10 protein-coding genes are annotated in these 12,954 nt (G+C 71.0%); 4 read left to right on the top strand and 6 right to left on the bottom strand.

Annotation, left to right across the window (positions count from 1 at the left end; genetic code table 11):
• Window position 1 precedes the first annotated feature (1 nt).
• Both ACFY36_RS04355 and ACFY36_RS04350 read left to right on the top strand, forming a co-directional pair.
• On the top strand, window positions 2-1,600 hold the full coding sequence (locus ACFY36_RS04355) for a CocE/NonD family hydrolase (protein ID WP_499744451.1): 1,599 nt from the start codon (window positions 2-4) through the stop codon (window positions 1,598-1,600).
• A 5-nt stretch (window positions 1,601-1,605) separates the two neighbouring features.
• A complete protein-coding gene (locus ACFY36_RS04350) occupies window positions 1,606-2,133 on the top strand; it encodes a GNAT family N-acetyltransferase (RefSeq protein WP_499744450.1) in 528 nt (175 codons plus the stop codon).
• A gap of 155 nt (window positions 2,134-2,288) precedes the next feature.
• On the opposite strand, the gene ACFY36_RS04345 is transcribed toward ACFY36_RS04350, so the two are convergent.
• Together ACFY36_RS04345 and ACFY36_RS04340 are read right to left on the bottom strand one after the other, a co-directional pair.
• Window positions 2,289-2,900: a hypothetical protein gene (locus ACFY36_RS04345; RefSeq protein ID WP_499744449.1), complete on the bottom strand. Its 612-nt coding sequence runs from the start codon at window positions 2,898-2,900 to the stop codon at window positions 2,289-2,291.
• A gap of 272 nt (window positions 2,901-3,172) precedes the next feature.
• A complete protein-coding gene (locus ACFY36_RS04340; RefSeq protein WP_499744448.1) occupies window positions 3,173-4,240 on the bottom strand; it encodes a DUF2855 family protein in 1,068 nt (355 codons plus the stop codon).
• A gap of 134 nt (window positions 4,241-4,374) precedes the next feature.
• Here ACFY36_RS04340 and ACFY36_RS04335 point away from each other — a divergent pair, with 134 nt between their 5' ends.
• Both ACFY36_RS04335 and ACFY36_RS04330 read left to right on the top strand, forming a co-directional pair.
• On the top strand, window positions 4,375-5,787 hold the full coding sequence (locus tag ACFY36_RS04335; protein WP_499744447.1) for a lipase/acyltransferase domain-containing protein: 1,413 nt from the start codon (window positions 4,375-4,377) through the stop codon (window positions 5,785-5,787).
• The gene (locus tag ACFY36_RS04330; protein WP_499744446.1) at window positions 5,774-7,609 is read left to right on the top strand and encodes an AAA family ATPase; all 1,836 of its coding nucleotides are present in this window, start codon (window positions 5,774-5,776) and stop codon (window positions 7,607-7,609) included. Before ACFY36_RS04335 ends, ACFY36_RS04330 begins: the two co-directional genes overlap by 14 nt.
• A gap of 10 nt (window positions 7,610-7,619) precedes the next feature.
• On the opposite strand, the gene ACFY36_RS04325 is transcribed toward ACFY36_RS04330, so the two are convergent.
• The 4 genes from ACFY36_RS04325 to ACFY36_RS04310 all read right to left on the bottom strand — a co-directional run bounded on the left by ACFY36_RS04325 (window position 7,620) and on the right by ACFY36_RS04310 (window position 12,914).
• Window positions 7,620-10,223, bottom strand: coding sequence for a hypothetical protein (locus ACFY36_RS04325; protein ID WP_499744445.1), 2,604 nt, complete (start codon window positions 10,221-10,223; stop codon window positions 7,620-7,622).
• An 8-nt stretch (window positions 10,224-10,231) separates the two neighbouring features.
• Window positions 10,232-10,966 (bottom strand): hypothetical protein, encoded by a 735-nt coding sequence (locus ACFY36_RS04320; protein WP_499744444.1) that lies wholly within the window; start codon window positions 10,964-10,966, stop codon window positions 10,232-10,234.
• Window positions 10,963-11,664, bottom strand: coding sequence for a hypothetical protein (locus tag ACFY36_RS04315; RefSeq protein ID WP_499744443.1), 702 nt, complete (start codon window positions 11,662-11,664; stop codon window positions 10,963-10,965). Before ACFY36_RS04315 ends, ACFY36_RS04320 begins: the two co-directional genes overlap by 4 nt.
• 146 nt (window positions 11,665-11,810) lie before the next feature.
• Complete coding sequence (locus ACFY36_RS04310; RefSeq protein WP_499744442.1) at window positions 11,811-12,914, bottom strand: glycoside hydrolase family 12 protein; 1,104 nt, start codon at window positions 12,912-12,914, stop codon at window positions 11,811-11,813.
• Window positions 12,915-12,954: the final 40 nt, after the last annotated feature.

Below are 12,954 nucleotides of genomic sequence, written 5' to 3'. Positions count from 1 at the left end.
GATGGGAAGACTCACGCGGGTGGCTGGGCTTGCTGCGGACGTCGCGCTCGGACTGCCGATCAGAGCGGTGCCGTACGACGTACGCCGCGACGTTGCGGTGCCGATGCCGGACGGCGTCACGCTGCTGGCCGACCACTACCGGCCGGCCGGGCGTGCCGGGCCCATGCCGGTGGTTCTGATCCGGCTGCCGTACGGCCGGGCGGGCGCGTTCGGCCAGCTGTTCCCGGCGCCGCTGGCCCGTCGCGGCTTCCAGGTGTTCGTGCAGGCGACACGCGGAACGTTCGGCTCGGGCGGCCAGTTCCGCCCGTTCACCACCGAACGCGACGACGGCCTGGCCACTGTGGACTGGCTCCGCGAGCAGCCGTGGTGCGACGGGCGGATCGCGATGGTCGGCGGAAGCTACTTCGGGCACACGCAGTGGGCGGTGGCACCGTACGCAGAACCGCCGCTTACGTGCGTGTCGCCCCATATCACCTCGGCGAACGTGACGAACCGACTCTTCTACGTCGACGGCGCGCCGCAGATCCACACGGCGCTGACCTGGTCGGCGCAGATCGGGCGGCAGGAGCGGTCGTTCCCGTTCCCCGACCCGCGGGTCAAGGGCCGGGTCCACCGTGCTTTGCAGCGGTTGCCGTTGCAGGCGGTGGACGTGCCGGTGGCCGGCGCGCCGGTGCCGTTCTGGCGCGACTTCGTGGCCGGTTCCTGGTCCCAGGCCGACCACGACAAGGCCGACCTGAGCCGGATGCCGCCGGTCAGCATGGTCACCGGCTGGTGGGACCTGTTCCTGGGCGGCAACCTGGCCGACTACACCGCCCTGCGCGCGGCCGGCGTCCCGGCCCGCCTGGTCGTCGGCCCCTGGCTGCACGGCGAGCCCGGAGAGTGGCGCACCATGGTCCGTACGGACGTGGCCTGGCTCGAACACCATCTCCACGGCGGCCCGGCCCCGTCGGGCCCGCCGGTCCGGGTCTATCTCCAGCAGGCCCGCAAATGGCTCTCGTTCGAGGAGTGGCCACCGCCCGCCTCCGTGGAAAACCTCTATCTGCAAGGTTCAGGCGGGCTGGGCCCCCTTCCAACGGGCGACGGGCCGAGCCGTTTCACCTACGATCCGGCCGACCCCACCCCCACCGTAGGCGGCCCACTGTTGCAGCCGCCCGGCAAGCAGGCCGACAACGCCTCCGTCGAGTCCCGCCCCGACGTGCTCGTCTTCACCGGCCTGGTCCTGTCGACACCTCTCGACGTCGTGGGCCCGGTCAACGCCACCATTCACGTGCGCACGTCACTCCCGTACGCCGACGTGTTCGTCCGCCTGTGCGACGTCGACGAGAAGGGCGTCTCCCGCAACGTCGTCGACGGCATCCGCCGCCTGCGCCCACCTTCTGCCGGCCCGGTCGAGGTCGAGCTGTTCCCCACCGCCTACCGGTTCCACGCCGGCCATCGCCTGCGCGTCCAGGTCAGCGGCGGCGCGTTCCCCCGATACGCCCGTAACATGGGCACGGACGAGCCGTTCGGCACCGCCGTCGAAGGTCGCGCCAACCACTTCGAGGTCTTCCACGACGAAGCACACCCGTCCCACATCACCCTGCCCACCTTGACCCGGTGATAGCGATGGAGCTGAAGCGGTTACCCGAGGCCGAGATCGGCCCCGAGCTGCACCTCGCTCTGCAAGGCCTGCTCGAAGCCTGCTTCCCGGGCTATCCGGAGCGAAGCTACTTCAAAATCCCACCCCATTTCCGGTACGTCGTCACGGACGGCCCCACGGTGCAAGCGCAACTCGGCGTCGAGCTCCGCGTGATCCGAGTAGGCGACCAGGTACTCCGCACGTTCGGAGTGGTCGACCTGTGCGTCCGCGAGGACAGCCGCGGTCAGGGACTGGCGAGCCGCCTGCTGGATGAGCTGAACGGCTACGCCGCCGACTGCGGAATGAACTTCGTCATCCTCTTCGCCGACGACGACAGCCTTTATCACCGCAACGGTTTCGTGCGGGTGGACAACCCACTGACCTGGGTGAAGATCAACGACCATCGCGTGATCGGCCTGGCGCAGGCGGTAGCACCGCACGAGCTGATGGTCCGGTCAGTGACCGGCGCAATCTGGCCGACCGGCGATATCGACCTGCTCGGTCACGTCTTCTGAACCCCGAACCGCGAATCTATGTAAGCCGGTACTCCTCCTGGGTACGGTCCTGTTCGGTGCGGACCATGGCGAGATGCCAGACGCGGATGTGGTCATCGGTGGCCTCCTGCGCCCGGACCAGATCGGCCACATCTTTCTGAGCTGCCCGCTCCGGATCACGCCTTCTTCTCGATCTCGGCACGCAGCTGCGGGAACTCGCCTGCCGCCGCGGATGCGGTCTTGGCGTAGAAGACGATCAGGCCGATGCTGCCCTCGTCGGCCCAGGCGCAGACCGCGGCCTTCTGTCCCTCGACGAGGGTGTTGCCACAGGTGGCGTCGCCGCCCAGGGAACCGGTGGCGGCGTTGGTGATGCCTGAGACGCCGACGGTGCTGTTGCCGAAGCTCGAGAGCGTGCTGGCGACGTGCCGTTGGGGAAAGGCGATGGATGATGTGGTGGCCGCCATCAACACGGTGTTCTTTGTACCGGGCTTGCCGTAGACGCCGCTGATGAAGTTCGGGTCGGCGGAATCCGCGATTCGCGTTCTCAGCAGGTCAGCGGTTGCTTGGAGATCGGCGTCGCGGACCTGGGAGCGGCCGCCCAGCGTCCGTGGTTTCACGATCTTCACGGTCTTGGTGGGTGCCGGGGCCGGTTCGGTCGTCGGGCCGGGAACCGTCTCGGTGGTGATGGGCTCAGCGTCCTGGTTCCGCAGAAGGAGAGCGACGGCGGCGGTGCCACCACCCACACAGAGCACCAGGAGCACCGCGACCGCCGAAAGCACCAACGGCATGGTCCGGTCCTTCTTCCGGGGCGGCTCGGCCGGAGGTGGAAAGCCGGGCATGGGCGCGCCGAAGCGGGGTTCTCCCGAAGACGGCGGCTGAGGGGGTAGGGACATTCACGCTCCATCGATCAATTGCCGATGAAGACTAACGAGCCGCCGTGGAGTGGGTGGAACGCGACGTGCAACGGCGCCGGATTCAGAGCCGCTGGGAGCACACGCCGGAGCAGACCTTCCCCATGGCCGAGGCAGAGCTCGACCCGCCCAGAGCTTGGACGGGCGAGCTAGAACCGGATGATGTGGCCGGCGCGCGGCGGCGTACGGCCGTGGTAGACGTCCAGCCAGAAACTCTGGAGGTCATCCCGGCCGTCACCGGCACGCACCTCCAGCCACGCACCCACCACGTCGGCAAATCGACGCCAAGCATCGGCGAAGCGCTGGTCCAGGCCGTCACGGCCCCAGTCCTGGCGCCGCTTGCGCATCTGCACCGGAGCGAAGAAGACCTCGCCCGCCGCGTCCGCGTTCGGGATCTGGTTGGTCAGGCCGACGGCGATGTCGCGCACGAGGAGGTCGCCGAGGATCTCCCGCAGCGCACCGCGTGTCGCCGGCGCACCGGACAGGTCGAGATAGGCCGTCGGCACTGCCGGCAGTCCGGCGGTCTCGTCGTACGACAGGACTTCGTCGTAGCAGCCGAGGGACCGGGTGAAGGCCACGTTGCCCGGCGACGTGAGGCCGATCAGCCGGGGTCCGCGGCCATGCAGCTCGAAGGCGGCAGCGTAGGCGGTCTTGCTGGAAGCCGACGAGACGACCATCTGCCGCGCCCCGTAGAAGTCGTTGTCGGCAACCTGGTCGGCCAGCATGAAGGACGTGAAGAACAACGGCCGGTACAGGACCAGCAGGTCTTCCTGGTCCTCGCGGTACGCGGCGTCGTCCGCGGTCGAGCGGTAGGCGTTGTACGGCGACGGCAGGGCGGCTCGATGGGCGCTGCCATCGCGGAACCCGGACGAGCCGGCCCGCTCCGGCCGCACCACCAGATGACCGGCCGGCGGAAGGTAGCCGTAGACCCGCGTTCCCACCTCGACGCCGGCCACCGTTGATTCGACCACCTCGGCGAAGCCCCACAGCGGCGGAAGGCCCCATTCCGGGCCGAGGCCACGGGGCTCGGCGGGAAAGAACTGCCAGTACCGCATCGACTCACCGAGAACCGCGTACGTCACGTTGTTGCTGGTCAGGCCCACCCGATCCACACGCAGCAGCGCCTCACCGGATCGGATCGACGGTATCGCGCCGCTGACGACGGCAGTCCGGCCGAGATCCTCACGGGCAACGGCGAACGTCCATGAATCAGCCATGGCGTGACGCTAGATTCCCCGGCCCACACCACACAAGTGCACTGACAGTGCAAAATCCCACTGCGCTCAGCGGTGTCGTGTCCGGGTTCCGACTGAGGCACGCCGGTCCGGCGGCGCCGCGGAACCATGGCGGGATGGCGAAGAAGCCGCTGCGTGATCTCGTCGTGGTGCTGCCGGGCATCACCGGCAGCGTGCTGAGCGCGGGCGGGAGCGAGGTGTGGGCGCCGAGCGGGCGGGCGCTGCTGTCGTACGCGATGAGCCGCGGCGCTTCACTGGACGGCCTCCGCCTGCACGGCGGTGATCCCGGCAATGTCGTGGCCGACCGGCTGGTGCCCACGGTCCACCTGGTTCCGGGCCTGGTCAAGATCGACGGTTACACCGGTCTCGTGCGGCTGATCAGCGAGACCTTCGAGATCGTTCCCCAGGGCAACTTCATCGAGTTCCCGTACGACTGGCGTCTCGACAACCGCATCGCGGCCCGGCGGCTGACACAGGTCGTCCGGCGGGCGCTGCACGACTGGCGCCGGCGCACCGGCAACCCCGCCGCCAAGACGGTCTTCCTGGCGCACAGCATGGGCGGCCTGGTCGCGCGGTACCACCTCGAGGTCCTCGAAGGCTGGCGGGACTGCCGGGCCCTGGTCACCTTCGGCACGCCGTACCGAGGTTCCCTCGACGCGCTCGGCTATCTGGCCAACGGCTACAAGAAGGCGTTCCTCGACCTCACCGAGGTGATGCGGTCGTTCCCGTCGGTGCACCAGCTGCTGCCGATCTACCGGGCGCTGCGGTCCGGCGCCGACTACGTGCGGGTGGCCGAGGCCGGCGCCCTGCCCGGTGTCGATCCGGCCCTGGCCGCCGACGCGCTGGCGTTCCACCGCGAGATCGAGGCCAAGGTGGACGAGCATCGGGACGACGACGACTACCGTCGCGCCGGTTACACGATCGTCCCGATCGTCGGCACCCGTCAGCCGACGAGCCAGTCGGCGGTCCTGGCCGGCGGCCGGGTGGTGGTCGGCCGTGACCTGCCGGACTGGATCGACCCGCTGCTGGCCGACGGCGACGGCACCGTGCCGCGCGCGTCGGCGATCCCGATCGAGCTCTCCGGCGCCTACCGGGACACCTTCGTCCCCGAGCGGCACGGCTCCCTGCAATGCAACGCCTCCGTCCTCGCCGATCTGCGGGGACGGCTGGAACAGTCCCAGGTTCGCGGCCTCGGCGCGATCCGGGGGCCGGGAGAAAGCCCGGTCGCCGCCGACCGGCCCGCCGTGGCGCTCGACGTCGACGACCTTTATCTGCCCGGTGAGCCGGTGACGATCCACGCCGAACTGCTCAACATCACCTCGGCCGTGGCGTTGCGGGCCCGGGTGGAACCGGCCGAGCCCGCTACCGGCCCGGCAACGACCACCGCCGAGGTGACACCCGGCAAACCGCTGGAGCTGACCGGTCTGCCCGCCGGCGTCTACCGGCTGACCGTCGAGCCGCTCCTGGCCGGACCCGGGGCGCCGCCACCGGTCCACGACTTTTTTGCCGTCGCTGATGAACCCGGATAGCGCCGCCCTCGCCTGGCCGGCCTGGCCGCGCGCCGACGAGCGGGGGCTGGTCCGCTTCATCACGCCACGGGCGAGCCGTTGGCAGCCACTCGAGGTCAGCCGTTTCGACCTGTCCGGCGGGGCGGACCGCTACCGGCCGGTTGCCGCCGCGATCTACGACGCCCTCCGCGAGCGGCAGATCCGGTACGCGCTGGAGGAGTACCACCCGTCGAGCGCCCTCCAGACGACCCGTACACCGGCCGAGGTTCTCGTCGCGCCGCGCGAGGGCACCTGCCTGGACCTGGCGGCCCTGTTCTGCGGCCTGTGCCTGGCCTACGAGCTGCTGCCGGTCGTGGTCGTGATCGACGGGCATGCCCTGGCCCTGTTCTGCGCCACCCACGGCCTGCGGGAGTGGAACGGCTACGACCGGCCCGGACGGGAGCTGTTCGCGGCCGGCCCGGTCGAGGACGCGGCGCGGCTGGCCGAGCTGGTGGACAGCGGCGCCTATCTGGCCGTCGAGTGCACCGGATTCGCCCACAGCGAGGCCGCCGGCGGCCCGCTCACCTTCGATCAGGCGGTCGCGGCCGGACGGGAGCAACTGAACCGCCCGCTGCGCTTCGCCCTCGACGTGGCGATCGCCCACTACGAGTGGCGGATCGAACCGCTCCCGGTCGAGGCGCTGCCCGGCGCCCACGCCACCGACATCTTCCGCCTGCTCGCCGAGGCGCCCGCGGCTCTCACCGGCGGCCTGGAGGTCCTCGGCATCGAGAAGACCGTCGCCGAGCGCACCCGCGACTTCGTCGGCCGCGAGTTCGCCTTCCGGGCTATCGACCGCACGATCGCCGACCCGGGCTTCCCGTCCGGATACGTCCTCGTGCGGGGCGAGCCCGGCATCGGCAAGACCTCGCTGATGAGCATGCTGGTCAAGACCCGCGGCTACGTCCACCACTTCAACGTCGCGCAGACGAACGTCACCAGCGCCCGCCGGTTCCTCGCCAACGTCTGCTCCCAGCTGATCGTCCGCTACCGGCTCGGCCACACCACGCTGCCCGCGGACGCCACCACTGACAGTGCTTTCCTGAGCCGCCTGCTCGAGGAGGCCGCCGAGAAGGCGGACGGCGAGCCGGTCGTCGTGGTGGTCGACGCGCTCGACGAGGCCGAGGACTACGGCCCGTCCTCCGCGGCGAACCGGCTCCTCCTGCCCCGGGTGCTGCCGCCGGGGGTGTTCTTCGTGGTCAGCTCGCGCGAGGAGTTCGACTACCGGCTGGTCGTCGACCGGCGCGAGGACGTCCATCTGGAAGACTCCGGAGCGGAGAACATGGCGGATGTACACACGTACGTCGCGGCCCGGCTGCCGGAGCACCCGGAGCTCATCGAGACCCTCACCACCAAGAGCCAGGGCAATTTCATGTACGTCGTCTACGTGCTCGCCGACATCGCGGCCGGAAAGATCTCGGTGGACACGATGGACGACGTCAACCGGCTTCCGCTCGGCCTGCGCGCCTACTACGAGCAGCACTGGAAGGCCATGAAGGCCCGCGACCGGGACCGTTTCGAGCGCTTCTACGAGCCGGTGCTGCGCATCCTGGCCACCGTGCGGGAGCCGGTCGAGCCCGCGCAGATCGAGGAGTGGACAGGGGTCGCGCCGCGGCGGATCCGGGAGGTGATCCGTGAGTGGCGGCAGTTCCTGAACGAGACGCCGTCGGACACCGGTGAGCCGCTGTACCGCGTCTACCACACCAGCTTCCAGGACTTCCTGGCCGTGGAGGGCGTCGGGCTGCGGCCGTCGCACAACCGGATCGCCACGACCGCGCTTTCCAAGATCACCGGCTTCCTGGACTGAGGCCTCGCCCTCAGGGCCACCACCGGACCACGCGGAGCAGTTCGGCGGCGAGATCACCAGGGGCGTCCTCGCCGGCCACCCGGCGGATCAGCGGGCTCAGCGAGGCCAGGCCGCCGGCCAGGTCATCGCGGCTCCCCCGGGTCAGGACGTCGAGACCGGCGGTGAGATGGTCGCGAACGGCCGGCCGGGGCAGTTCCTCGATGTAGGCGAGGAGGCCGTCGAGCTCGATCCACCGGCCGGTCACGGCCCGCCGCAACGACTCGTCCGGGCCGGCTGCCGGCGGTGGCGGTGGCGGTCCGGCGCCTTCCGCCGTCGCGGGGAGGGTGGCGGCGCCCTCGATCATCTCCTCGCTCAGGAACGGGGCCAGCCTCTCCAGCAGCGAGCCGCGCCAGCCGGGCGGGAAGTCACCGGCCCGCCCGAGCACGTAGGCGGCGAGGCGGTCGCGTTCGGCGACGCCGTCGAGCAGGCCGAGCACGCCGATGTGCAGATCGATCCACGGCCCCACCTCGTCGATCATGCCGGCGACCTCCCAGAAGCGGTCGGCGCCGGCGACCGGGCGCTTCTCGGCGAAGGCGAGCAGGGCGCGGGCGCGGTCCTGGTGCCGGCGGACCTCGGCGATGAGGTCGAACGCCGCGGCCGCGTGCTCTCGTGCCAGGTAGCCGTAGAGCGGATCCAGCGCCCGATCGGGATGGAACTCCGACGGCGCCCACCCGAACGGCTCGGGCGGGTTCGCCTTCAGCCACTCCCGGAACGGCTGCTGTTCCTTCACGGCCCGGGCCGCCAGCGCGAGCACGGCCTCGACGAGGCTTTGCGGATCCGGGTGCACCGGCAGCAGGCAAGCGTAGGCCGCGGCCTGCCGTTGCGCGTCGCTCACCGCGGCCAGCGCCTCCTCGATGACGTCGGTCCCGCAGGCGGTGATCGGCACGCCCGTCGCGGCCACGGCAGCGGCCCAGTGGATCCGCGCGGCTGGATCGGGCACCGTCCAGGCGAGCGCCAGGACCCCGGCGTCGAGGCCGGTGGGAGTGAGCGCCAGCCGGGCTGCGACCCGGCTCGCCGGGTCGGCGACCTGGTCGAGAAGAACGAGCCGATCACTCGTCACCCGGTCGGCCAGGGCCCGCCAGACGTCGCGGGCGTCCTCCTGATCCTCGAAACCCACAGCCGCGCGGGCCACGCGGGCGAACTGGTCGTCGTTGAAGACCTCGGCCAGCAGCGTGAGGTACGACGCCCGGCCGGACTCCAGGGCCAGCCGCAGGGCGTCCTCAACCACGTCCGGGCGGGCACCGCCGGCGGCCAGGAGCTTCACGGTGGCGCCGAGAACCCCGTAGAGATCGTCGATCCGCTCGGATTCGCGGATCGCCGTGACGGTCTGTTCCCGGGACAGCCGGGGAGCGAGGGCCGCCATCGCCCGGCCCCACTCCGAACCGCTCAACGTCCCCGCCTGGCGCAGGGCCGGTTCGACACAGTCGTCCGGCAGGACGGGACCGAGGAACCGCAGAAGGTACGACTTCGCCTCGTCACCGGCGCCGTCCGCCGCCGCCAGTGCGTCCCGGAGGGCGCCGGCCTCGTCGGGCAGCAAGGGGGCGAGCGCCGTCAGCGCGCGGCTGCGCTCGACCGGGTCCTCCGCTACGGCGAGCGCCGTCTCCCGCACCCGGGTCCGGCGCTCCGGCCCGGGCAGGTGAGGAGCGAGAATCGCCAGAGCCTCGGCCCGTACGGGCACGTCCGGCACCGTTTCCAGAGCCTGCCGGGCCTCGTCGGTGAGCTCGGGCCGGCGACCACAGCAGCCGGCCAGGAGGATGGCCCGGTGCGCCGGCTCGCCGGCCGACCGCGCCGCCTCGACCATGGCGTCCAGCAGCCGGTCCGGCGCGGCCGGGGCCAGGGCGGCCATCCGCCGGGCGCCGTGGGTCCACGGCTGGAGCCGCTGCCCCAGGTTGTCGCTTCCCGGCCGGACCGGTTTGTCAGCGGTCAGCCCGGCCGGGTCCGGCCAGCGCGCCGACGGGATCGCCTGGAGAAGGGCGGCGAGGTTCTCGTCGGCCTCCCATCGGCCGATCTCCGCGAGAGTCGCGGTCGCGCCGGCGAGAACGGCTTCCCGCAGATCGTCCGGCGCGGCCGGGTAGATCTGCGCGTACGCCCGCAGCCGCCAGTCGGGGCGCGCCTCGATGGACTCGGCCGCCTCCACGGCCCGGTGGACGGCATCGCGGCGGTTCCGGCCGTCCACACGGCCGGCCAGCAGGGCGAACGCTTCGGCGCGCAGCGGGCCGTACGGAATCTGCGCGGCGTAGCGGAGGGCCTGGGCCGCCGGCCACAGGCCGTGGTCGACGGCCCGGGCCAGCAACGCGGGCGGCAGGTTGCGCGCGAGGCTGTTCAGCGAGGCGGTCATGAGGCCGTAGCGAACCTCGTGGGCCAGGCCCGACGGGTCGGCGACGGCCACCCGCCGGGCGGCGCCGAGGTCGTCGGCGTAGTCGCCGATCGCGCCGGCTTCCCGTTTCGCCGCGAACCACGCGTTGCCGGCGCCGTCCGGCAGGCTGAGCAGACGGTGGAGGTGGTCCTCGTCCCCACCGGCGACGAGGTGCCCGACCAGGTGCCGGAGCTCGTAGTCGGTCAGGGCCGCGAACATCCCGGCCGTCAGGTGATCAGCAGGCTGGTGAGCACCGCGGCCAGGAACGCGACCACGCCGGCCACCAGGATCATGGTCTTCAGAGCGCGGTCCGAGGACCTGATCTCCTGTAGGGCCGCCGCCACCTCCCGATCGCCGCGCTCGCGTGCGGCGTCCATCCGGGCAAGCCTGTCTTGCACTTCCCGGTCGATCTCCGTCAGGCGTGCCGTCACCTGTCCGTCGAGCTCGGCCAGCCGGCCGTTCCCGGCTGCGGCGATCTGGTCGACCGCCGACCGGGCGGCGCCGGCGAACTCGGCCAGGGCCGCCGACGAGCGCTGCCGGTTGCCGTCCAGCTCCGTCCGCAGACGGGCCAGGCCCGCGTCGGACTTCGCCGTGAACTCCGCGGTGGCGTCGTCGAACGAGAGGGCCACCTCCTTCAGGGCCAGTCCGAGGGCGTACACCTCGGCCTTGGTCGCCGTGGCGCCTGACGCCTCCTCGAGCACCATGTCGTACTCCTTCTTCATCACGGTCAGATAGTGGTCGCACGCCCGGCGGAGCTTCCGGCGGCCGGCCTTCGCGTCGATCACCACGCCCAGGTGGGCGTCGCAGATGAGCGTGGCCACCTCGAACCGCTTCAGGCCTTCGTAGTGCGCGACCGCGGGTGTCTCACCGAGCCTGGTGAGCTCCTCGATCCTCGATTCGATCTGCTTCTTCTGGTGCACTCCGCGGACCAGCCGGACCCCGGCGCCGAGACCCGGGATCATGCGGCGGCCCTCATCTCGGAGACCGCGCCGGGCACCAGCGGAAGCTGCTCCCGGACCGCCTTGGGCAACGCACCGGCGGCCAGCATCACGTGCAGCGCCTGCACGGGCCGAGTTCGGGACTCCAGCTCCTGGAGCCGCCGCCGCGGTTCCGCGTTCAGCCACTTCACGAAGCCCCAGGCCAGCACGGAGAAGCCGATGCTGAGGCCGCCGGTGATCAGGGCGTCGGCCAGGTCGGCCTTGACCGCCGCGAGCTCGGCCCCGACGCCGAGGGCGTTGGCCAGGCCCTGCATCTCCTCGGAGTGCTCAAGGAGGAAGGCGGCGATCGGGATGCTGTGTGTCGCCGTGACGATGACCAGGTCGGCGGTCGTGTCCCAGCCGATCGTGTCGGCCACGGAGTAGGCGAGCTTGATGGCGTCCCAGTTCTCGACGATCAGCGACAGCCCGGACAGCGTCTGCTGATATCGGTGCACCGCCAAGCCGAACGCCACCACGTTGGCGGTCTGGAAGACGGCGGCCGAGGCGATCAGGCCGACCCGGTGTTTCCGGACGGACCGGTCGATCCGGTCGAGCTGCTCCGGCGTGAAACCGAGCGCGGTCAGGGCCTCGTCGCAGCGCCTGCCGGGTGGGCTGTGCGCGCCGAGGCGCTCGTCGTCGCAACCGGCCTGTGCGAGGTAGTAGCGGAGCCGGTTGTTGTTCATGAGCTGTCGCCGGCAGCGCGTGTGCGAGATGGCCGGTTGGCGTCGTGATTTGTCATGTCGGTCAGTGTCCGCCCGCACCGGGTCCGCAGCCATCGACGTGTCCCCGTTCGGACAGGCGGGGCCGCCGGGGCGGCCCCGCCCAGGGGTCAGCTGTAGCTGAGCGAGAAGCTGTTGGTGGTGAAGGCGGACTGGCCGGCCGTGCCGGTCACCTCGAAGCCGAACTGGAGCTCGCCGACGGTGACGTCGCCCCACCAGTTGTTCGTGCGCAGCCAGTTCATGATGGCCAGGACGTCGATCGTGCCGGCGTTGGTGTTGGTGCGCACGAAGGAGAAGACGGCGTTGGCGCCGTTCGAGCCGCGGTAGACGTTCCACGTGTGGCCGCCGACCGACAGGTTGCGGACAGTGGGCACGGCGCCGTTGGCGTCGTACGACTCGGCGATCGGGCCGACCGCGCCGTGCTGGTTGGTCCAGAGCATGACCTCGTAGGCGTGGTTGTTGGCCCAGATGTCGTACGCCGTCGTGTAGTCGCCGTCGGACGGCACCGAGACGTTGAACGAGCTGGTCACCGAGGACAGCGAACTCAGCGTGCGGTTCAGGGTCTTGCCGGTGTTCGGGTACGACTTGACGCCGCTCGTGCGCGGGTGGTTGGCCAGGACACCCCAGTTGGTGCCGCTGCGGGCCCAGATCGTCTGCGAGCCGGCGCCGGAGCCCCAGATGTTGTTGTAGAGCGTGTAGCCGTTGTTGGTCCACGACGCCCACTGACCCGAGTCGACCCAGGCCGCGTCGGCGGGCACGCCGGTGGTGGGCGGCGGCGTGGTCGTGGGCGGGGTGGTGGTCGGCGTGGTCGGGGTGACGCTGCCCGTGCAGGACGTGCCGTTGAGGGTGAACGCCGTCGGCACCGAGTTGGTGCCGGTCGCGGAGCCGTTGAAGCCGAACGACACGGTCCCGTTCGTGGCGACGCTGCCGTTGTAGCCGGCGTTGCGCGCGGTCACCTGCGAGCCCGACTGGGTCAGGGCGGTGTTCCAGGCCTGGGTGACGGTCTGCCCGTTGGCGTACGACCACACGAGCGCCCACGAGGTGAGCGGGTCGCCGAGGTTGGTGATCGTGACGTTGGCCCCGAAGCCGCCGGGCCACTGGCTGCTGACGGCGTACGAGACCCGGCATCCGGCCGCGGCCGAGGCGGGCAGCGCGACCGCGGCGGTGATCGCCGTGGCCGCCGCCAGGGAGAGCGCGAGTGTGCGTTTCCGCATGTCAATCCAATCCGCACATCGTCGAAGCGCTTCGACCGGT

This window comes from Actinoplanes sp. NPDC000266, from assembly GCF_042899005.1.
Classification (GTDB): Bacteria; Actinomycetota; Actinomycetes; order Mycobacteriales; family Micromonosporaceae; genus Actinoplanes.
Note: the sequence above shows the minus strand (reverse complement) of the source record. Positions and strands in the feature narration are given on the sequence as shown.

Coding starts and splice junctions, on each gene's coding strand:
- ACFY36_RS04355 (WP_499744451.1), top strand. CDS start 2: ATGGGAAGACTCACGCGGGTGGCTGGGCTTGCTGCGGACGTCGCGCTC.
- ACFY36_RS04350 (WP_499744450.1), top strand. CDS start 1,606: ATGGAGCTGAAGCGGTTACCCGAGGCCGAGATCGGCCCCGAGCTGCAC.
- ACFY36_RS04345 (WP_499744449.1), bottom strand. CDS start 2,900: ATGCCGTTGGTGCTTTCGGCGGTCGCGGTGCTCCTGGTGCTCTGTGTG.
- ACFY36_RS04340 (WP_499744448.1), bottom strand. CDS start 4,240: ATGGCTGATTCATGGACGTTCGCCGTTGCCCGTGAGGATCTCGGCCGG.
- ACFY36_RS04335 (WP_499744447.1), top strand. CDS start 4,375: ATGGCGAAGAAGCCGCTGCGTGATCTCGTCGTGGTGCTGCCGGGCATC.
- ACFY36_RS04330 (WP_499744446.1), top strand. CDS start 5,774: ATGAACCCGGATAGCGCCGCCCTCGCCTGGCCGGCCTGGCCGCGCGCC.
- ACFY36_RS04325 (WP_499744445.1), bottom strand. CDS start 10,223: ATGTTCGCGGCCCTGACCGACTACGAGCTCCGGCACCTGGTCGGGCAC.
- ACFY36_RS04320 (WP_499744444.1), bottom strand. CDS start 10,966: ATGATCCCGGGTCTCGGCGCCGGGGTCCGGCTGGTCCGCGGAGTGCAC.
- ACFY36_RS04315 (WP_499744443.1), bottom strand. CDS start 11,664: ATGAACAACAACCGGCTCCGCTACTACCTCGCACAGGCCGGTTGCGAC.
- ACFY36_RS04310 (WP_499744442.1), bottom strand. CDS start 12,914: ATGCGGAAACGCACACTCGCGCTCTCCCTGGCGGCGGCCACGGCGATC.